General features: G+C 37.1%; 18 protein-coding genes. 8 read left to right on the top strand and 10 right to left on the bottom strand.

The window, feature by feature from the left end:
• Positions 1–4: 4 nt before the first annotated feature.
• From IPI99_06630 to IPI99_06590, 9 genes are all read right to left on the bottom strand, one after another.
• On the bottom strand, positions 5–2,800 hold the full coding sequence (locus tag IPI99_06630) for a gliding motility-associated C-terminal domain-containing protein (protein MBK7340187.1): 2,796 nt from the start codon (positions 2,798–2,800) through the stop codon (positions 5–7).
• Between the two features lie 70 nt (positions 2,801–2,870).
• The gene (locus tag IPI99_06625) at positions 2,871–3,266 is read right to left on the bottom strand and encodes an IS30 family transposase (GenBank protein ID MBK7340186.1); all 396 of its coding nucleotides are present in this window, start codon (positions 3,264–3,266) and stop codon (positions 2,871–2,873) included.
• Positions 3,227–3,760, bottom strand: a complete 534-nt coding sequence (locus IPI99_06620) for an IS30 family transposase (GenBank protein ID MBK7340185.1) — start codon at positions 3,758–3,760, stop codon at positions 3,227–3,229. Before IPI99_06620 ends, IPI99_06625 begins: the two co-directional genes overlap by 40 nt.
• A 73-nt stretch (positions 3,761–3,833) precedes the next feature.
• The gene (locus IPI99_06615; protein MBK7340184.1) at positions 3,834–5,291 is read right to left on the bottom strand and encodes a hypothetical protein; all 1,458 of its coding nucleotides are present in this window, start codon (positions 5,289–5,291) and stop codon (positions 3,834–3,836) included.
• Between the two features lie 75 nt (positions 5,292–5,366).
• Positions 5,367–5,504 carry a hypothetical protein gene (locus IPI99_06610; GenBank protein MBK7340183.1) on the bottom strand — a complete coding sequence of 46 codons (138 nt, stop codon included), beginning with the start codon at positions 5,502–5,504 and terminating at the stop codon, positions 5,367–5,369.
• 160 nt (positions 5,505–5,664) lie between these two features.
• A complete protein-coding gene (locus tag IPI99_06605) occupies positions 5,665–6,414 on the bottom strand; it encodes a response regulator transcription factor (protein ID MBK7340182.1) in 750 nt (249 codons plus the stop codon).
• The gene (locus tag IPI99_06600; protein ID MBK7340181.1) at positions 6,411–9,482 is read right to left on the bottom strand and encodes a histidine kinase; all 3,072 of its coding nucleotides are present in this window, start codon (positions 9,480–9,482) and stop codon (positions 6,411–6,413) included. The genes IPI99_06605 and IPI99_06600 overlap by 4 nt, the downstream gene beginning before the upstream one ends.
• 79 nt (positions 9,483–9,561) lie before the next feature.
• A complete protein-coding gene (locus IPI99_06595) occupies positions 9,562–9,906 on the bottom strand; it encodes a LytTR family transcriptional regulator (GenBank protein ID MBK7340180.1) in 345 nt (114 codons plus the stop codon).
• 731 nt (positions 9,907–10,637) lie between these two features.
• The gene (locus IPI99_06590; protein MBK7340179.1) at positions 10,638–11,555 is read right to left on the bottom strand and encodes a hypothetical protein; all 918 of its coding nucleotides are present in this window, start codon (positions 11,553–11,555) and stop codon (positions 10,638–10,640) included.
• 939 nt (positions 11,556–12,494) lie between these two features.
• Here IPI99_06590 and tnpA point away from each other — a divergent pair.
• Positions 12,495–12,956: an IS200/IS605 family transposase gene (gene tnpA, locus IPI99_06585; GenBank protein MBK7340178.1), complete on the top strand. Its 462-nt coding sequence runs from the start codon at positions 12,495–12,497 to the stop codon at positions 12,954–12,956.
• Between the two features lie 581 nt (positions 12,957–13,537).
• Here the strand turns inward: tnpA and IPI99_06580 are convergent.
• Positions 13,538–14,758 (bottom strand): hypothetical protein, encoded by a 1,221-nt coding sequence (locus IPI99_06580; protein ID MBK7340177.1) that lies wholly within the window; start codon positions 14,756–14,758, stop codon positions 13,538–13,540.
• Positions 14,759–15,302: 544 nt separating this feature from the next.
• Between IPI99_06580 and IPI99_06575 the strand changes: the two genes are divergently transcribed.
• The 7 genes from IPI99_06575 to lnt all read left to right on the top strand — a co-directional run bounded on the left by IPI99_06575 (position 15,303) and on the right by lnt (position 22,598).
• Entirely contained in the window at positions 15,303–15,758 is a 456-nt protein-coding gene (locus tag IPI99_06575; protein ID MBK7340176.1) for an SRPBCC family protein, read from the top strand.
• 130 nt (positions 15,759–15,888) lie between these two features.
• Complete coding sequence (gene mnmG / locus IPI99_06570; GenBank protein MBK7340175.1) at positions 15,889–17,754, top strand: tRNA uridine-5-carboxymethylaminomethyl(34) synthesis enzyme MnmG; 1,866 nt, start codon at positions 15,889–15,891, stop codon at positions 17,752–17,754.
• Positions 17,755–18,100: 346 nt separating this feature from the next.
• Positions 18,101–18,688, top strand: coding sequence for a 2OG-Fe(II) oxygenase (locus tag IPI99_06565; protein ID MBK7340174.1), 588 nt, complete (start codon positions 18,101–18,103; stop codon positions 18,686–18,688).
• A 25-nt stretch (positions 18,689–18,713) separates the two neighbouring features.
• Positions 18,714–19,217 (top strand): HAD-IIIA family hydrolase, encoded by a 504-nt coding sequence (locus tag IPI99_06560; GenBank protein MBK7340173.1) that lies wholly within the window; start codon positions 18,714–18,716, stop codon positions 19,215–19,217.
• Positions 19,211–20,107 (top strand): UbiA family prenyltransferase, encoded by an 897-nt coding sequence (locus tag IPI99_06555; GenBank protein MBK7340172.1) that lies wholly within the window; start codon positions 19,211–19,213, stop codon positions 20,105–20,107. The genes IPI99_06560 and IPI99_06555 overlap by 7 nt, the downstream gene beginning before the upstream one ends.
• A gap of 19 nt (positions 20,108–20,126) precedes the next feature.
• Positions 20,127–20,732, top strand: a complete 606-nt coding sequence (gene maf / locus IPI99_06550; GenBank protein MBK7340171.1) for a septum formation protein Maf — start codon at positions 20,127–20,129, stop codon at positions 20,730–20,732.
• Between the two features lie 75 nt (positions 20,733–20,807).
• Positions 20,808–22,598, top strand: a complete 1,791-nt coding sequence (lnt, locus tag IPI99_06545; protein MBK7340170.1) for an apolipoprotein N-acyltransferase — start codon at positions 20,808–20,810, stop codon at positions 22,596–22,598.
• Position 22,599: the final 1 nt, after the last annotated feature.

The following is a 22,599-nucleotide window of genomic DNA, read 5'->3' as shown; positions in this document are numbered from 1 at the left end:
TGGTTTATTTAATTAAAGTAATGTCGCCTGTAAATAGAAAAGGAGTTTGATCAAAATATTTTCCTTTGATGAGAAAAACAAATACTCCTGGATTCATAGCTTGTCCTCTGAATGTACCATCCCATTTTTTCTCTATTTCTTGTGTATAATAGATCTGTTCACCCCATCTGTCATAGATATAGAGTTCAAATTTGTCTACGTCTATTCCATAAATATCAAAATAATCATTAATATTATCTCCATTTGGACTGAAGACATTGGGTACATAGATGTGATTGCATTTTCGTACTCGTGCATCCAATGTCACCAAGCTATCACAGCCATATTGATTAAGATATTTGAGATAAAAGATCTCATTTTTATCTAAATGTTTTTCTACTATTTTTAGATATGAGTTTATGCAATATGTGCTATCAAGACTTAGGTCTTGTGTTGGATTTACTTTTATTCTAGATGTCAATACGCTATCACAATTATTTTGAGATATCAAGGAGTCAGTATAGATTCCATCCGCATCATATATATTTGATCCTACTGTAACATAATCTCCATCACAAATCGTAAACTCTTGTGATTTGAAAGAATTTACCCTCACTTCTAAGTCTAAAATGACAATACTATCGCAACCTTTACTTGAATTTAAACTATCTTGAAAAATTCCAGCATTAGAAATTTGCCTGTTGCCAAACTTAAAGTAATCTCCTTCACAGATACTTTTTTCGATATTAATTTTATAAATTGAGTTGACTTTCAACTGTGTTTGAATTACACTGTCACAGTTAAATTCATTTTTCAACGAATCAATATAAATTCCTGATTCAAAATATGTGTTATGCCCCACTTTAACTGAGTCTGATTCACAGATTTCTATAGTGTTCAATTCTACATTATGAGAATGAACTATCAAAGAAAGCTCGACTACACTGTCGCAATTATAAATAGTCCACATTGTGTCTACATACAATCCAGCTTTAAAATAGCGACTATTGCCCACTTGAAAAAAATCACCTTCACAAATTTCTTTCTGCAATTGCTTGTATTGAATGGGATTTGCCTCAAGGTTTAAAGTATAAATAGTGTCACAATCAAAAAGCGATCTCAATGTATCAATGTAAATACCAGGCATATTGTATTTCTTATTATTTACTTCAAAAAATTCATTTTCGCAAATACTAATAGCTCTAGTCACAGTATTCAAATCATTCTTCGTTAAACTCAACTCTACAATACTGTCACAACCAAGATATGTAGTTAGGGTATCAAAATAAATACCTGGAAAACTGTGCCCTTCGAATGGAAAACGATTAGCGCAGACAGCAATAGTTCTTGTAAAATTCTGAATAGGATTTACTTGAAGATTTAAGCTCACAATACTGTCACATCCCTTTATAGTAAATAATGTATCAATATATACCCCAGTCTTGTTTCTTCCTTTGTAATTCTCTCCCTCACATATCATTCTAGTTTCTGTGAAGTTTTCACTTTGATGAACAGTAAGATTCAAATTTCTTATGCTATCACATCCATTAGAAGCTATGAGCGTGTCCATATAAATCCCAGATGTAGTGTATCCATGATAGGAATTTCCTTCACATATTTCTGCACTCACAAAAGATTCGGATGGTTCCAATATATCTATGAAAATTTCACTATGGATATTCATGTCATTTTTTCCACAGCCAAACTCTACAATATAATCTTTGACTTGACTCACACCATTCAATGGAAAATCATTCCAAGTCCCATCGCCTATACCATTGACAAATATAAAGTGGGCATAGTCTTCGCAGTGGTTGGCAGGCCAACATTGGCAGTCATTTGGCTCGCCGCTTACCATATCCACATACCAATTGGCATAATATCCATTGACTCCACTGGATTGTCTAGCACGACAAAACTCGTATTTGTCTTGATTAGAGAAATGTCTTCCTTTCCCTCCATCTTCAAGACCTTCGCATCCAGTAACCCAGCGCCATTCTCCTTCTTTTTGTCTATCACTAGCTCCTATCCAAGAATTACTTTGAATCAATCGTGATAAAAAATTGTTTTCTCCACTATCCGTTATAGTAACAAGATATCCTTGTACACCAAAGAGGTTTTGGGCCTTAGAGTCTCTTTCTGCTGTATTCCAATCTATGTGCACATTGCTCTTGATCAATTTGTAATAATGCCCATTTTCTGAATTGAACAATGCATCTCCCAACACTATGATGATTTTTTTCGATTTTTTACTTCCTTTTCTAGTTTGCCGATAGCAAATAGTTCTGATGATTTCTTCCCATACACCAAAATTAGAATTTCCACTTAGTGTCAATACTCCTGTATTCGAATCAAAATTAGATGTGATCTCATGCTTAGGTTTGAGAATCAACGTGTCAACAAATTGTTCATAGCCTTCTTCAAAATATATCTTGACAGTCGATAGAGTAGTACAATATCTTCCTGCTTCTATTTGATAATTTGGAGATATCAATTCGCAATCTTTACAGACCTTTATTTGATGATCCCCTATAACAATTGGAGGTTTATTCTCAAAACACGCCTCTTGTAATATCGTGCTATCTGATGAAATTGATCTTATGGATCCATCTATATTAATACTTACACAGCCCGCAGCAATTACTTTTCCATCATTATAGTCACTAAAAGAACAAGTGATATCATGGCACCCTTCATGTAAGAATATTGTGGTGTCCAAGGCAAGATTTGGACTTGTAAATGGCCATTGCAAAGGGGTAGGTGTAGATGAAAAATATTGAATTCCATCAATAGAAAAATAATTAATAGCTGAATTCAACATTTAAGTGCGACAAGGTTCAAAAATACTTCATTTGGTGTTTTGTAGCCTAATTTTTTTCTTGGTCGATTATTTATTTGGGATTCAATTCGATCCAAGTCAGTTTGCTTGAGCATGGAAAAGTCTGATTTTTTGGCAAGTATTGTCGTATTAAACCATTGATATTTTCATTGCAACCTCTTTCATAAGCGGAATATGGATGAGCAAAGTATATCTTAGTATTCAATGCTTTTGCCAATGTTTGATGATCTGCATTTTCTTTTCCATTGTCTAATGTAATTGTATGGCATAAGTTTTTATATTTTTTCAATTTGCAACTGATTGTTTTGGCTGTGAATTTAGCTTCTTTGGACTCCAGCTTAATGATCTTGACAAACAAGGATTTTCTTTCCACCATACTGGCAATTTGGGACTTATGATTCTTTCCTACTATAGTATCTCCTTCCCAATCTCCATACCTTTTTGAGATTCAACAATCTTTGGTCTATCTTCAATACATACTCTGTTTTTGATAATTCCCCTTTGTTTATAGGTATTTTTGCGTCTTCGCCTACTTCTGTGGGAATGTCTTAAATTACTCCATAGATCACCTCCTTTCCTTTTATCTTCATATACATATTGATATATGCACTCTTTACTAACCCTTTCATACTTATCAATATTCGCTCGACCTTCGATTTGCTCTGGGCTCCACTTGATTTTAAGTAATTGATCCACTTTGCTTTTAAGATCGCTTGTAATTTTATTCTTCCTTCCCTTTCCTTGTGCTCTCTGTTCACTCCGATCCTGAGCTCTTGCGCTTCCATATAACTTGTATGAACCAGGTGAAGAGTTTCTATCGAGTTCCCGATATATAGTGCTTCTATGATATCCTAATTCCACAGCAATCTGAATAATGCTCATTCCTTGCCTTTTAAATTGTTCAATTAATACCCTTTGAGGGTAGGTGATTTGTTTATACATTTGTGTACAGTTAAAAATCTTGAGGGGAAAGTACCTATTTTTATAATAGGTCTTTCTCCAAAAGAATGTTTTATTAACTGTCGCACTTATTTATGGAATCTAGTATATAATTATCTACAAGAAATTGAATTTTTACTCTGAATGAATCTGGCATTACAGTAATGAAATGTCTAGCCATCACTATTTCGGGATCTTGAGGTCCAGTGGGTTGTTGCCCTGATTGACAATTTGTTTTTGAAAAACTCAAGTATCTGCTATTGCTCGTCGAATAATAAGGACCGATAGTAGGTGTAACAAATGGATGATAAGGTAATGTATAGCCCGGCTCTACATACGCGTTTTTGACAGAAACGATTAGCCAATATTTATCCTCGGTATTATTAGATAATAATGCACCTGATACGGGATCTCTCCCTGTATTCAAGCTTATTTCGGGACCAATACAAGATTTAATACATTTGTCTAATTTTATTTCAATGGTATCTCTGCTTATACTACAATTTCCCACTCTTACAGTCAAGATATATTTGCCTATATTTTGTTGTGTAATAGCAGGAATTGTGTTGTTCTGGTTAGCTGAGCTATAGCCGTTTGGTCCTGTCCATGAGTATGTTGCATTTTTTCTGGTATCTGCTGTTAATATTAGACTATCTCCTATGCAGTATAATACTTTATTGGATCTTGCCTCTGCAGAGCTCTGTAGTGGATCTGAATAATCACCGTATAGAGAATCAATAGTGTTCTGATCTATCGCACAATTATATAAGTTGATATCATCTATAACTCCATTGAATGGATACCAGATGGTGCCACCACCCAACATTCTTCCTATCACAAGATCTCTATTATTAGCTTCTATAAAATTTGCATTGTTGATTCTTTTTTGTTTTTGTAATCTCCCATTGAAGTACATACTCCATAAGTTATTGTTGACCACTACAACCATATGCACCCATTCGCAGGTATCGAAGCAAGTTACAGTAGTATCTTCTGCAAAATTAATGGGGCCACTTTGTCCATTTCTATTATTAAAACCAACTCGCAACAATCCTGTATTGTCTGTGCCAGTACCACACCATATGCCAGGTTCAGCCGTTATGCCATCACCTGCTTTACTTATCAATTGAAAGTAACCATTCTGTGCAAATCTTCCATTTCCGTCCATTCCTGCAAAACTACATTGTTTGAACCACAGGGATAACGATACGCTTTTTCCTAATGCTAAAGATGGACTATTAGGAACAAGAATCCAATTCTGATTGTAATATCCTCCAAACTGATAAGCGCTTTTAGGATTATTGTATCTATCATTCGTCAAGATAGGATTATTACTTACTCCATTGAGCATTCCGTGATCATTATTCCCACTTTGATCTTGAGTATTCCCTGAAAAATGAAGGGAAAGTATGGGCTTACATTGAGAAAATGCAAAATTATGAAAGAATATTAACGAAAATGAAATTATGAATTTTATTAAATTTGCATTAATTAATTGTATAAATTTATTACTTGAACTAAGTTTACTGGTCATTTTTAATATAGAAAAATTATACATAAAAAAATAGTTTGAGGCTCTAATATTATCTCGATACATTCACAGAACCTTTTATAACTTTTTAAATGCATGCACAAATTCAATTTCTGTAGCATATTTTTCAATCTGTGAGCTTTCTTTGGTACAAGAAGTCGCAAGGCTTAAAATGATCAAAAGACAATTATAAGGAATAAAATCTAATTTTTTCATATATAATAAATTTTGTACCACAAAGATGAGCCACATCTAGATATCAAAAGGGCAAGTCACCACGAACAGGCTTCGAAAGCTGTTAAAGAGGCTTTTTTTCGACACGAAAGGGGATTTTTAAAATGACTCAATTCGCAAATTTGCAGCAACAACTTCTCCATCATTTTAATCTCTTCAACAACTCACTATAATAATTATCTCCTATGTCATGTGATGTTTCTTTCCCGCGTCGAAGAATAGTCAATATGCGTTCATCACGAATGAGGCGTTGTATCTTGTCTATGGCAATTATTGTCTCGCGAGAGATGCGGATGAATCTGTCCGGGTCTAAAAAATCCAAAATACTATTGAGACTATTGTCCACAGGTATATCTTCTTGTTCTGTGACGTAAAATGATTTGCCATTGCCCGCAGCAGTGATCCACAATATTCTGTCATATTCCAAGCGAATAAGCTGGTCTTTTTGTTTGATAAAAAAATGATTTTTAGCTTGGATAGCTTCTTTATCTTGTATTGCATACCTGCGTTTATGAATCTCGTCCAAAGCTTCGCGAAACTTGACTTCCCAATGATGTATAAATGGCTTGTCGATATATTTTACAGCACGATGACTGAATTCATTGATGATATTGCTGCCATACCCCGGATGCCCTGTAAGAAAAACCAACCAAGGAATTTCGTATCCATTGAGCTTTAGTTTTTGTAACACCTGTGTGATTACAATTCCTCCTCTGATCTCAATATCCGTAAAAAGTGCATCGGGTTTGTGCTTGATGATGAGAGCATAAGCAGTATCTACATCCTCTGCCCTGTCTATCAACTCTACATCCGACATTTTCTCAAGTGCAGTACAAACAAAATCGAGAAGTGTAAGGTCGTCTTCTATAGCGATTATCCTAACTTTCTTCATAGATCATATTTGTAATTCATAGGAATAAGCCAGTGTACCAGGGTCCCATGGGTGCGGCCCTGCTCATCTTTATAGATCTCATCTTCATACCACATTTGGAGCTTGTTAGAGTTGTGGATATTATAGATGTCTATGAGCTGTTTGAGCATGTTTACTCCTTGCTGTGTGCCCTGACTTCCTGCTATTTTTGCAGCCTCTCTCCCTACACCGTTATCTTCAATTTTGATGTGAATGAAATCACTGTTCGGTTGGTGTATTTGTACGATGATATGGCCACCGTTTACTGCGTTTTTTATTCCATGTTCTGCTGCATTTTCTACATGTGTAAGAATGGACAGTAGTGGGACCTGTACATTTTCTATGTTTATTATTTCACTTTTGTCCGGAACCTGAAATTTTAATTTTTCCTGATATCTCGTTTGCTGGATGAACAGATAGTTTTCTACCAACGTGAGCTCGTCCTTGAGGCTATGATAGGGTTTTCTCTCTTTGCTGTTTCTAAAAATAATTTCGATGTTGGCACCCAATTTTCCAATCACCTGTGTAGCTTCCGGCACAGAGATGGTTTTGACCTGGATCCAATTGAGTACATTTTTCAAAAAATGGGGATTGAGCTGATTTACTATCGCCTGCACCTGAAGATTCATTTTATCTTGAAGCATCTGCTGCTCGCGAGAGTGCATCTGAGACAATTGGTTGTGTTGCTCCAAAATTGTTGTTTCTTTGGTCACCAGTAATTTATTTTTTTGAATAATCCTTTTTAGAATTCGAATCAAAAATAGGTTACTCGCGATGACAATAAGGGTCAACAGCCACCAAAGGGTCTTATTCTGCCACCAATGCCCCTTTATGAGCCACGAAAGGCTTTTTTCTTCCGAAGAAATATTGAGATTTTTAATGGCTTTTACCCTAATTTGATGTGTCCCTTGAGCCAAATTTTGAAGTAAAATTATGCCGGGGTCTGTCCCTTCTATCCATCCCTTATCATCCAAGTTGTAACTCAATCGGACATTATCATACAGGCATTCGGACTTTCCTATATCAAAATAAAGCTGAACTGAATGGGTCCCTATCTCGAATTCGAGGTTCTTGGATTCATTATAACAGCTGTCCTGAGAGCAAATTTTGCTAAAACTCAGTTCAGGTCTCAAGCTGTCTTCTTTGTATTTCTCCAAACTGAGTTTTAAAACTCCAAGAGTATTGCATACCCATAGATTTTTTGCGTGATCTATAAACATTCCGTTTTGTTCTACGCCTCCTCCCGAATACCCAGCTCTGCGGTTGAAGTAATGCAGTTGTGGTGAACTGCCGTAAACTTCATTTTCATCAAACCAACCTATGCCATCCTGATTGCCAAAATAAATTTTCCCATCCTGACATAATAAAGAACCAACAGTAGAATTCCCAATGAATTCTTCAAAGCGATATTCTAAGACGGAAACCAATGTATAATTCGATTGAACAAAACGATCCACATCAATAAAAACCAATCCAAAATCTGTTCCCATCCATATATTCCCTCTACTGTCAGTACATGATGAAATAGCTCCGGGTATTTTTTCGTTCTCCTTTTTGAGAAAATTGATTACACTATCACGGCCGGTAATGTAAACGGATATACCCTGAGAAATTCTACCCATCCAAACATTTCCCAACTTATCCTTAGAGGCTGTAAGCACATTAAATAATTTTAGCCCCTTGCTTGAATCTATTTTTATATAATCTTGATGGTCATTTGTCATTTCATTTTTTGTGCAAATCCAAAGTCCTGCTCCTCCACTTTTCCCCATCACCGGTTCTCCTGAACGGAAACGGCTCAAAAAATAGACAAATTCTTTAGAATCTATATATTCTATCTTGTCGGGTCCTTTTATTTTAACCACAGAACAAGGATTGGAAATTGAAAAATAACAATTGCCGTAATCATCTTGCAAACTGCTATTAAGTGCATATACCACTTGGTTTTTCCAAAGCGGAGTTTTTATAACTCCATTTTCTAAAAAACGAAATCCATCCCTCTCGGAAGAAAACCAAATGCGATGTTTACTGTCTTCGTTGATGGCCCAAATCGATGGCGGTATGTTTGAATGATCGTCGTCCAATTCCTCCACCCACGCAATGGCATTGAACAATCCGCGATTGCCGGCGCACCAAAAGTTACCTGCTTTATCTTTGACAACCGATGTAATTCTATCTGCACTTTTGAGCTTGAATTGACTTGTGATCTTAGCTTCATTGTTCAATTCTGTAATGAGGAATTCCTTAGCATTATAATATTCTATCAGATACAATTCTTTCTCTCGCGGTTCTACCTTTAGGATATGGTATTTTGAGGAATAAAAAAGTGAAGCTTGATCATTTGATTTGGGATTTAATTTATATAACTTATTTCCTGATTGATATATCAAAAAGGAGTCTTGCCAATGATATACATTGTCTTTAGATTGTAGTAGTAGCTTATATACAGAATCTCTTATAAGATAGGTAGAATCCGGATGTAGGTTATTGTAAGATATGAAGGAATTAAAATCATTAGCAGCAAGCAAAGTGTAATATTCTGATTTCTTGAAAGTGGTTAATGGATCAATAGGTATAAATTCCAATTTATGAAAATCGAATTCATAATATCTTGACAAGTGAACATCACAGCAGATCAGTCTCTTGGTGTTGGCATTATACTTCAACAAGTGCTGTTCAGAAAAAGCAATATCTGGAAAGAGTGCCTTATAGCTATAATTCCGAATAGACTCGGATTTGATCCTTGAGAAACCTTGATTTCCAACAATCCAACTGGCTCCATCATGTGTATGCAATAGATCGAGTACCATTGTACTCAGTAAACCCTGTTTAGTACTGATCTGAGTGAACTTTGTACCATCAAAACAGACAACCCCATCACCATAAGTGCCTATCCAAAGTTTTCCATCAGGTGCGACTTTTTGAACTATGCAATTTCTTAAAAAGGGATAGTCCTTTGTTGAGTATTCCTGCACAGCGAGATATTGTGTATAAGTAACGTTACAAAATCCTAAGAACAGAAGGTAAAGGAAATATTTAATGTGTTTCAATGGGATAGATTAAAATTAGTATTGGATTGTTTGATGAAAAAATTGGTTTGCAAGGAGTAAAAAAAAGATAAATCTGTATTTATCTATCCGTATTTTCCGGAGGCTTTAAAATCCATTGATGTGTTTTTTCTTTATAGGTGATCCCAATTGGAAGGACAGTTCCGTCGGTTAACTGTAGCTCATTAGCTCTACTCTTGACTACATAAAGACGATTGACTATATAAGATCTATGGATTCGTAAAAAACCAACCTGATCCGACAACATCAGGTTGAAGTATTTAAGCGGCTTCCATTCCAATAGATTTCGGCCTCCTTCTATATACAGTTGTGAAGCATTATCCTTTGCTTGAATGTATAGAAGTCTATTCAGAGGAACGATCAGGCCCTGATCGGCGGAGAGTACGAGATTGGTATTTGTGTTCATTCAAAACTTTATTACACCATTTAATTGAGCTCAAATCGAGTCAGCTATAGAGCAAAAATATCGTCTCTACACTCAATAAATCAAGCTGCACCGGCAGTAAAAACGTGAATTCGAGGTTTTTTTAGGTGAATTTGAGGTAACCACTAGAATGGATGTCAAGAACTTTATGATGTACCTACGGCACACCGACTGCTTTCCTTGTTTTCTGATGACCAACATGTCGTCCCTAACGGGACTTTATCTAATGGTCACAGAGCCTCAAATTCTGTCCCACTAGGGACAATATAGCAGTCGCACTAATAATGATGAGATAGTATCAGGGTGCCTTAGGCATCCAATATCAAAATTTTAGCTCGATTGCCATTCTAAAATTTGTATCATTTATATTGCGTACCTACGGTACACTAAATACTTTCCCTGCTTTCTTCTGACCAACATGCAGTCCCTAACGGGACTTTATCTAATGGTCACAGAGCCTCAAATTCTGTCCCGCTAGGGACAATATAGAGGTCGCACTAATAATGATGAAATAGTATCAGGGTGCCTTAGGCATCCAATATCAAATTTTTTAGCTTGATGAATTAAAAAATGTACCATAGAAAAATACTACAGAATTTTGATGGAAATAATATCAATATTCATAAGCCCAACAATGGCAAAAGAATACAACCTGTACCATTGTTGAGATTTTTATCAAACCATTTTTTATGACTATTTTTTTTCAAAAAATACTATTGTAAAATATATTTGATAGAACGTTTCTTTCCTGATTGTATAAAAATAATCCCTGAAGGTAAATGGTCTAAATTAATCATTTGCTTTTCAGAAGACAACAATAGTTTGCCAGTTATATCATATATTCTGACTTGATGGAGATCGGGATTGGATATCTCATCATACTTGATGATGATATCATCACGTGTATCGCCTGGGTCAAAGGTGATAGTGCCGGTTGTGCCGCATGGTTTAAAAGTAGTACTGAGACAAGAAAATGTTTTGATATTCATTCCATTAATAGATGTTGGATCCCACTTATCCGTCAGGGTCCAGATATTGGTAGACATCAGATATCCATCAAATGGATAGACTGATATACCCATCTTTGTCATAATCGCTCGAGCTCCTACGTTGATATAAAATGGAACGTTGTAGTTTGGTAAACTATCATTACGCACAATTACTATCCCATTTCGAGTATAATTTGGGTATCCCATGGCAGGATTACAAATCGTCCAATTATAGATATTAGTAGGATAATTGATAGTAAACATCCGTAGATTACCCAGATAAATCGGTAAAATAGTCGTATCAGGTTCAAAATATTTTAGATAACCACCAAGAGTTACACTTTGTTGAGATTGTCCTAATCGTTTATTCCATTCAAACCTAATCGTATCTACAATTTTTGTCATACCTTTGTACTCCAGTACAAAGCCTTTGTTTAGACCAGAAGCATTGTTTAGAACTTTTTCGAGCTTTGCCGTATAATCTTTGAGTATTATACTATCTGGAGTCCAATAACTGGAGTCTGAGTAGTAGTATTTGATCTTGAGGACATAGCATGTTTTGTTTTGCGCTTTCGCTTCCTGTGGGAACCCAGAAAACAGGGCTACAACCACGAATGATAAAAAAGTAATCATTTTTTTCATAAAAATTGGTTTAATCAAGCAAAGGTCAATAGACTAAATGAGAAAAATTGAGGACTGACCACGAAGAGGCTTTTCCGAGCCACGAACAGGCAGTTTTAAGCCATGAACAGGCTTTTATCAAGGCTCATAATACCCATTTTGTGACTCTGAGTGAACTATAGAGAAGCTTGTTCTTCTATTACTTTATATTGCGTGCCTACGGTACGCTAAATACTTTCCTTGTTTTCTTCTGACCGACATGAAGTCCCTAACGGGACTTTATCTAATGGTCACAGAGCCTCAAATTCTGTCCCGTTAGGGACAATATAGCAGTCGCACCAATAATGATGAGATAGTATCAGGGTGCTGTAGGCATCCAATATCAAATTTTTAGCTTGCTCCCATTCTATAAACTTGTATCATTTATATTGCGTACCTACGGTACGCTAAATACTTTCCTTGTTTTCTTCTGACCAACATGTCGTCCCTAACGGGACTTTATCTAATGGTCACAGAGCCTCAAATTCTGTCCCGTTGGGGACAGAATTGGCTTAGCAGTTCTTCATCTATTGTTGCTCACAAATTCTGTCCCGTTAGGGACAGAATAAAGGTCGCATAGGCATCCAATATCAAATTTTTTAGCTTGCTTCCATTCTATAAACTTGTATCATTTATATTGCGTACCTACGGTACGCCAAATGCTTTCCCTGCTTTCTCCTGACCAATATGTCGTCCCTAACGGGACTTTATTTAATGGTCACAGAGCCTCATATTCTGTCCTGCCAGGGACAATATAGCAGTCGCACTAATAATGATGAAATAGTATCAGGGTGCCTTAGGCATCCAATATCAAAATTCTAGGTTGATGCTATCATAATAAAAATCATTTTATTAAATCCAGAATTCAATAATCTTGCTATTTTGCAAAACAATAATATTCATCTACTAAAATATTAGCTCATGCCCAACACATATACACAAATTCATATTCAAGCTGTTTTTGCTGTGCAATTTCGTAAATCCTTGATCTTGTCATCTTGGAAAGATGAATTGCATAAATATATCACAGGAATTATTCAAAATCATTCTCACAAAGTCTTAGCTATAAATGGAATGCCTGACCATATTCATATATTATTTGGAATGCGTCCGACTCAATCTCTTTCTGAACTTATGCAAGATATCAAAGGAGATTCTTCCGGATGGATCAATAGAATGAAGTTTACATCTTCGAAGTTTTCATGGCAAGGAGGTTATGGTGCTTTCTCTTATAATAAATCTACTATCCCTACAGTCATAGAATATATTAAAAATCAAGAAGAGCATCACAGAAAAAAAGATTTCTTATCAGAATATAAAGCCATGCTACTAGAATTTGAAGTGGATTACAAGGAACAATATTTATTCAAATCTTTAGAGTAATGATTCTTTGATCTTGTTCCAATATTAAAAGATATTATATTGCGTACCTACGGTACGCAATATGCTTTCCCTGCTTTCTTCTGACCAATTTGCAGTCCTTAACGGGACTTTATCTAATGGTCACAGAGCCACATATTCTGTCCCGCTAGGGACAATATAGAGGTCGCACTAATAATGTTGAGATAGTATCAGGGTGCTGTAGGCATCCAATATCAAATTTTTTAGCTTGCTTCCATTCTATAAACTTGTTTCATTTATATTGCGTACCTACGGTACGCTAAATACTTTCCTTGTTTTCTTCTGACCAACATGCAGTCCCTAACGGGACTTTATCTAATGGTCACAGAGCCTCATATTCTGTCCCGCTAGGGACAATTTAGCAGTCGCACCAATAATGTTGAGATAGTATCAGGGTGCTGTAGGCATCCAATATCAAATTTTTAGCTTGCTTCCATTCTATAAACTTGTTTCATTTATATTGCGTACCTACGGTACGTCGACTGCTTACCCGATTTTGTTCTATTATAGAATAAAGCGGCAAAATCAGGCTTGAATGATATATCCTCGCAAACAAATGGATATTACATTGAATACTTCAAACAGAAAAAGGAATTATTGCTTAGACCCACTATATAATTCAAGTTCGGAAAGACGGCCATTCCATAGCCTTCCTTCATTCCGGCCACGCTGAAACAATCTTCATATGGTGCAAAAATAATTCCTGATTTTTCAGGGCGATTCAAATTCATAACCCGTATTACATTCCCATTTTCGATTGTAAACAAATAATCATTGACGAGATTCAAGTTAAAATTTGTTTGAAAACAATCGCAAAGTATAGTTGATTTATACAATGTTCCATCACTGGCACTGATTTGTTTTATAGTGGATACCATGTTTTCATAAAAATTGAAAATGAGTTTATCGTTGTACTTCAGTGGCTTAAAGAAGCCCTGAATAAAATAAGCTGAACTCCAATTAACGTTTCCTGTTGATTTATCTACTTGGACAAGGCTATTAAAGGCATTGTTATAGTACAATTGATTATCCAGTATAAAAAGAGAAACGGGAGGAGAATGCACTTCACCTATTTCTTTCTCCCAAACCTTGTTACCAGTTGAGAGATCATACGTAACCAAGTTTAATTTATTGCTGTCAGCACGATATTCGTAAGTAAGTTGCATAGCTCCGTTATCTGTCCTATATACTTCAAAACTAACAACAAAATTAACTTCAGGGTTTGGAAGTGGAATAATCAGAACATTTTGAAATGACTTGTTCTCTCCAATTTTTTTCTTTCTAATTAGAGCGACTCTTGCATGATTAAAGGTGGAGTTCTGTAAGCAATAAATTTCATCATCGAATATTATTAAGTGTTCAATGTCTTTATCGTTATCCTCTTTAAATAACAAAGTGCCATCTATAGCATTATACTCAGAATAGTCGAAATTTGAATCTAAATAAGCAACAGTATCTCCATATGAAGTAAAATATTTTCCAAAAGTAATTTGATTGAAGACTTTAGAGCCTAAAGTCCTAATTAGCTTGCCATCCAAAGGATCCCAGACCATAGAGAACTCGTTTTGGACGTAATTGGTAAAAACCCGCGTCCTCAATGGGATGATATTTGCTATTTGGTAAGCCCTTTCTGTTTTATAAAACCATATAGGTGAAGTGTTTTTAATGATACTGTCCTGAAGAATTTCATCACAGGTACTTTCATGAGCCATATCGTTATTTTGGGGCTTATGGCAAGATAGCGCCACGAAGGCCGTGAATAGCAGGTATCCTAAAGTTTTCATATTTATTATAATTCAGCTACAATATTACAATACTTATCTAGTTTGGCAACAATTATTTCTCATTTTAAAAAAAAATTAAACATCATGTGTTAGTTGTGTTCATCCTAACAATGATTATAGCGTCAAAATAGAAACCATAGTAAAAAGACCTTGACTTAAGACCTTAGCAAGAATCACTTTGAACTATATTCTTGGACATCCGCTGCAGCCCAAAACATATTAAAGAAAAAATAAGTTGTAGGGTATTTTTCAGTTAGACATCGTTGTATTTAAATGGGTTTACAAACTCTTGAGATAGTCTTCGATCGCCATGGCATTCATTTCAAATGGAAATATTTTAATTCCCTTTTATACCTTGGTTCGGATTTTGAAATTAATATAGTTTGAATCGACCCATATTATATTCCAATCGTTATTGTTTTCTTACTCTGATCTTAACAGCCGGCATTTGGCTCTCCAGCAGGGAGTCGGTCTTAGTTTCTTCATTTTGAAATTTCATATTGCAGTATATCGTACATTCGCGTTAGAACCAATAATTGAAATCATGAGTGAATCAAAACATGTAGTAAAACTACACCGTGTCATCAAAGCTAGCCCGGAAAAACTGTATAGAGCATATACAGACCCATTAGCTATAGCTTCTTGGATTCCTCCTTATGGCTTTCTTTGCCAAGTCCACGAAATGGATGTACGAGTAGGTGGAAATTATAAAATGTCATTTGTAAATTTCACCACAGGTAATGGTCATTCATTTGGTGGCAAATACCTGGATCTTAAAGAAAATGAATTAATCCGCCAGACGGATATTTTCGATGACCCCAATCTACCGGGCCAAATGATTACCACTGTTCACTTGAAACAGGTCACTTGTGGCACTGAAATTTCGATAGTCCAAGAAGGAATTCCAGAAATGATTCCCCTCGAAATGTGTTATCTCGGGTGGCAAGAATCATTGGAAAAACTCACCAAATTAGTAGAGCCTAATATTCCTGACGCCTAGTGTAAATTTCAATTCACACGCTTCCAACCAGAGCGGAAGCTACTGAGGAAAATTCATTCAATTCCAATAGTAGATGCCTTTGTCTTAACTTTGCCGACCATGCAATACAGATGGAATGAATGAGTCCGGAATATTTCCTCAATATGACGTCATTGTAGTTGGAGCCGGTCATGCAGGTTGTGAAGCCTCGGTCGCTGCAGCCCATATGGGTTGTCGGGTGCTTCTGATCACGATGAACATGCAAGCTATCGCACAGATGTCTTGTAATCCGGCTATGGGTGGCGTCGCCAAAGGACAGATCGTCCGAGAGATTGATGCCCTTGGCGGATATTCCGGTATCGTGACAGATCATACCATGGTGCAATTTCGTATGCTCAACCGCTCAAAGGGGCCTGCGATGTGGAGTCCACGCGCTCAAAGTGACAGAGCGCTCTTTGCCAGAAAATGGAGGCAAATGCTAGAAGCTCATCCTCTCATTGATTTCTGGCAGGACATGGTCTCCGGTTTACAAGTCAAGGAGAATCGGGTTTGCGGTATTGTAACCAGTCTTGGAATCCATATCCAGGCTAAAACGGTGGTATTAACCAATGGAACCTTCCTCAATGGAATTATACACATTGGTGAAAAACAATTTGGCGGCGGTAGAGCCGGAGAATCGGCTGCAAAAGGCATCACAGAACAATTAGTCTCTTTGGGATTTGAATCCGGTAGGATGAAGACAGGAACGCCTCCTCGTCTGGATGGCCGAAGTATTGATTATTCGAAAACTGAAATCCAGGAGGGTGACAACAATCCTTCCAGATTCTCATTTACGGAAACTCCGCCACTTTCACGTCAACTTTGTTGCCATATTAGCTACACCAACCCTGAAGTCCACGAAATTCTCCGTACCGGCTTTGATAAAAGTCCCATGTTTGCGGGAAGAATTCAGGGACTTGGTCCACGATACTGTCCGAGCATTGAGGATAAAATAGAGCGGTTTGGTGAGCGCGACAGACACCAACTATTCATCGAACCAGAAGGATGGGATACGCAGGAAATATACCTGAATGGATTCTCTTCCTCTCTTCCTGAAGATATTCAGTACAAAGCACTCACGAGGATTCCCGGACTAGAAAATGTGCGCATGTTCAGGCCGGGATATGCTATAGAATATGATTATTTTCCGCCCACTCAGTTAAAACTAAGTCTGGAGACCAAACTCGTGCAAGGCTTGTTTTTTGCCGGTCAAATCAATGGGACAACAGGCTATGAAGAAGCTGCTTGCCAGGGATTTATGGCTGGTTGGAATGCGGCAAAATTTGTCAAAGACGAATCTCCTGTCATCCTGAGCCGATCTGATGCATACATAGGGGTACTGATTGACGATCTTGTCAACAAAGGCACAGATGAACCGTATCGAATGTTCACCTCAAGGGCAGAATTTAGGATTCTTCTGAGACAGGACAATGCAGATCTCCGACTTACTCCTCTCGCACTCGCGCAAGGCATGAATGGAATGGAGGATCGCATGCAAAGAGTCCGACAAAAAGAAGAAGCCCTGGTAAAAATCAAAGAGTTTCTACAGACCAATACTGCATCCCCTGAGCAGATAAATTCATATCTCGAGTCAAAATCCTCAGCTCGGGTAGATCAAAAAACCAAGTGGCTCCAGCTCTTGTCTCGACCTGATATAAGCCTCAAGGAGCTCAAATCTCTTGAGGCCGGAATTGATATTTTTCTTTCACCGTATGACGACGAAATATTGGACCTGACTGAGACTCAAGTGAAATATGAAGGATATATCAAGAAAGAACAGGAAATGGCTGAGAAAATGAGTCGTCTTGAAAGCGTTCCTCTACCGGAGTCCTTTGACTATTACTCTATCGCTGCACTTTCCAATGAGGCAAAATCAAAACTCAGCAAAATAAAACCAATCACGATCGGCCAGGCAACAAGGATCAGTGGTGTCTCACCTGCTGATATTTCCATACTGCTGATCTATGTGGGTAGATGATTGATATTCGATTCAGATCATTCTGTCTTATCCCCAAAAAAATAAAGATCAATTTGTCTGTTTTTAGGAATTCGTTGTACTTTTACATATAAAAAATTTTAATATGCAATTTTTAGCACCGGCATATCAAGACCTTTTAGAGGTGGCTCGCCAGAATAAAGACAAATACAAAAACGCTGATCCGTTTCCAAGCGCATACTTCGACAATGTGTTCAATCCCGAAGTACTGGATCAGGTTTTGGCAGAGTTTCCCGATATGGAAAAAGGAACTGACTTGCATTACAATAATCCCAATGAAAATAAATATGCGAGCAGAGGTGAGCACCGGTTTGGTGAAACGAGCAAAATGTTTGCACATTTTTTAAATTCTCAGACCTTTCTAGAATTTCTAACTGAATTGACAGGAATCGATGCACTGATTCCGGATCCTTATTTTGAAGGTGGAGGCTTTCATCAAATTAAAAAGGGCGGATTTCTAAAAATTCATGCTGACTTTAATAAAAATAAATTTACTAAACTTGACCGAAGGTTGAACGTATTGGTGTACCTCAATAAAGATTGGAAAGAGGAATATGGAGGTCATTTCGAATTGTGGGATAAAGAAATGCAACATTGTGTCAAAAAAGTGTTGCCTGTATTCAATCGAATGGCGATGTTTTCTACCACAGATTACTCTTGGCACGGACATCCAGATCCATTAAGCTGCCCGGAAGGATGGAGTCGCAAATCGCTAGCACTGTATTACTATACCAACGGTCGCCCCCAGGAAGAAATAGATCCCTTCAAAAAGGAACATATGACCATTTTCAAAGAAAGAGCCGATGGCTTGGATGGCAATAAAATGAAAAATTTCAATACACTGGTCAATATAGTTGAAAATGTTACACCACCAATTATTTTAAAAGGTGTAAAAAAACTATTTATGAAAGGATAAGAATATTTTTGTCCCTCACTTAAATATTGAAGGATTGACATATTATCAACAAATTTCAAAAATTCGTGGATTGGTTCTGGATATTGACGGTGTGCTTACTGATAATACAATATTGGTTACCGATCAAGGAGAATTTCTGAGGAGTATGAATGTACGAGATGGTTATGCTATCAAACGCGCATTGGATGCAGGAATAAAAATTGCAGTGATTTCAGGTGGTAAATCATTTGGCTCCAAAAAAAGATTAGAAATCATTGGAATTAGTGATGTATATCTCGGAGTGGAAGATAAGTTGCCAGTACTTAAACAAGTCCTTCAAAACTGGAGCCTCAGTCCGGAAGATATTGCATACATGGGTGATGATATAATGGATATCAGTTGCATGAAATACGTGGGATTAGCTTGCGCACCTGCAGATGCAGTTCCTGAAACTCTGGAGATTGCAGATTATATTTCCCCACGCAAAGGAGGTGATACATGTGTAAGAGATATCATTGAAAAAATCCTACAGGCTAAACAATTGTGGTGATTGCTGTTCTTCGTTTGGTGCGATGGCCAAATCTACTGATCATTGCTGCAGCTCAATTATTAATTTATTTTAGGTTTATCCATCATACCATCCCTGAGACATCGCTATTATTTTCATGTACAGATATTGCACTGCTGGTGGTTTGTACTCTCTTGGTAGCAGGAGCAGGATTTGTGCTTAATGATATCTTCGATCAAAAAACAGATGCTGTCAACAGGACAAAAAATATAGTACCGAAACTGATATCTGTTCGTAGGGCTTATCAGATTTATTTCTCGATGATCTTTCTAGGTACTTTGATCAGTATTTATCTGGCGTGGAAATATGGATTTTTAATGTCTTGGATAATTTTTCCTGCAACAAATTTTCTCCTGTATCTGTACTCCTCTTCACTCAAATGCAGTCTGCTCTTGGGGAACATTGCTGTATCGGTTTTTATTGGTTTCTCCCTGCTATTAATTCCTTATGCAAACTGGCAAGTTTTTCTCAACGAGAATTTTGATAATAAATGGTTTGCCTTTCAACACATAGCCATCTTGACTTCATTTGCTGTATGCAGTAACCTGTTTCGTGAAATCATAAAAGACATCGAAGATATTGACGGTGACAGCTCATGCGATTGCAAGACCTTAGCTGTCGTGTATGGATCATCAGCAGCAAAGATGATCGCTGCCTCTGTACTCATGATATTATTTGGAATTGAGCTTTTGTATTTTCTACAATCGAACGATGCATCAGCGAAACTAAAGTTTGGTGTTTTGATATTACTACCTCTGATTGTATTGACGACGATGTTGATTAAAGCAAAAGAAAAAAAACAATTTCATCAATTGAGCATTGCCGCAAAATGGTATATGCTTATCGGTATGATTTACTTTTTACTGTATTAATGTAATCAGATACTTACAAATGGATAACAGATATATCAATCGACGAAAAATTATTCTTGCATCCGGTTCCCCAAGGAGAAAACAATTATTGGAAGAAGCATCATATGATTTCGAAGTAAAAAAAACAGAAATTGATGAGAATTATCCGGATGAAACTCCTTTGCACGAAATTGCTCAATTTCTAGCTGAAAAAAAATCTGAAGCCTCGATTTCATTTATACAGAATGATGAAATACTGCTGACTGCTGACAGCGTAGTTGTCATGGGAAATCAAATCTTTGGCAAACCAGTGGACGCCAAGGACGCTTATCGCATTTTGGCCCATCTTTCCGGCAAAATGCACACTGTCTATACAGGAGTGTGCCTTCGCGATAAGTCCAAAAAATTATCATTTACAGCTACTTCAGAAGTTTATTTTCGCGTTTTTGATCATGAAGAAATTTTATGGTATATCGATACTTTCAAACCATATGACAAGGCAGGTTCATATGCTGTACAGGAATGGATAGGATTGTCTAAGATAGCGCGCATAGAAGGTTCATATGCAAATATCATGGGACTACCAACCGACATGGTTTATGAAGGACTAAAATCCTTTGAAGGCGTTTTTGAATTTTCGATGTAATTTCGTGGTGACTCACTTTACTTTAGATCATCATGTCAGATTCGTATTTCATAATGGATTTTGAAACCGATGCAAATGAGATATAACCAAGCTCAGCTCGTGGCATTGTCGGTAGGATTGGTAGGGGTCATTACTACCTCGTATTTAATGTCACAACAACGCTTTTGGTCTTATCTCCCTCTTGGTTTGTTCCTGGCAACTTGGACAATAATTGTCAGTCTGAGTAAAAAACTATTGTGGTCAGACGATTCAAAAATAAAATACCTGATCTATTCCACTTTGAGCGCCATTATATTGAGTCTTGGATTTCCTCCACTTCCTCTTGCTCCATTAATGTTTGTAGCCTTTGTGCCCTTAATGATAGCAAGTGAAGAAATTGAAAAATCGGAAAGAAAGAATAGAACTTTGATACAATGGACATATGCTTATCATACATTTTTGGTATGGAACATTTGTACCACATTCTGGGTAGCTAATTCAGCTTTGATACCTGCTGTTGCTGCGTTTACACTGAATAGTTTGTTCATGACGATCCCCTGGATGGCAGCCATCTGGACAGGACGCTTTTTCAACAAACTCAGGTGGCTTTCACTTCCTGTTTTTTGGATGAGTTGGGAGTACATTCATCTCAACTGGGAAATTTCGTGGCCCTGGCTCAGCATAGGTAACTCATTTGCATCAAATGTCAGATGGATCCAATGGTATGAATTCACAGGAATATTTGGTGGCGCCCTTTGGATATGGTTGATCAATGTCTTGTTGTTCTTCTGGATTAAAAACAGGTCAAATATTTCTCAGAAAAGTGATTTTCCCAAAAGAGTTCTATACCCAATTGCAATTTTGTGCTCCATATTGATTCCTTTGCTAATTTCATTATACATTTTTCATCATTATGAAGAGAAAGGAAGAAGCAAAAAAGTACTTATTGTTCAATCCAATTATGAGCCACACTACCAAAAATTTGAGGTGGATGAAGACTTGCAATTCAACAAATGTATGCAATTGCTGGAACCATACCTTGCAGATAGTGGGCAGCTTGTGATTTTCCCTGAAACTAGCTTTGGAAATTCATTACCGTTTGAGTTGACTGCTTTGGAAGCAGACAATCGCCTTCACCAATGGAGAGAAATGATCGTTGACTCCAATCATAGGAGTTTGCTCTCAGGTATAACAGCGAAAAGACAGTATTTTCCGGGTGAAGTTCCAGGCCCATCTGCTCGAGAAAGCAGAAGACGTCCCGGTCATTACTATGAAATTTCGAATGCAGCACTTTTAGCATTACCCGAATCTTCCGCATATTATAACAAATCCAGATTGGTGCCTGGAGCTGAAATTTTTCCGTATAGAAAAATATTACCTTTTCTGAAGCCTATTGTCGATATGTTGGGTGGATCCATTGAGGGATTTGCACGTCAAAGTCAAAGGACCGTTTTTAATGAGGGAGATTGCAAAATTGCACCTGTGATCTGCTATGAGAGTATTTATGGTGAATTTCTCGCCGGTTTTATCCGCAATGGTGCAGAAGCCATTTGTATACTGACTAATGACGGATGGTGGGACGATACTCCAGGCTACAAACAGCACCTGATGATCGGTGCACTCAGAGCCATTGAATTTCGTCGGGACATAGCGAGGGCGGCAAATACCGGAATATCATGCACCATCGACCAACGAGGTATAGTGCATCATGCGCGGGCTTATGACACTGAGGGCGTCGTAGCTGCCGAAATCCAACTCAACGACGAGCATAGCTTATATAGTTTTACAGGTGACGTCATCGCTCATATCGCCATAGCAGCTAGTGCTATATTTTTGATCCTATGTTTATGGAAAGCTTTGAGATTTCGTTTCAAAAAAAGGAATTGAA

It is taken from the genome of Saprospiraceae bacterium (genome assembly GCA_016710235.1).
GTDB lineage: Bacteria > Bacteroidota > Bacteroidia > Chitinophagales > Saprospiraceae > Vicinibacter.
This window is presented reverse-complemented; position numbering and strand designations above follow the sequence as displayed.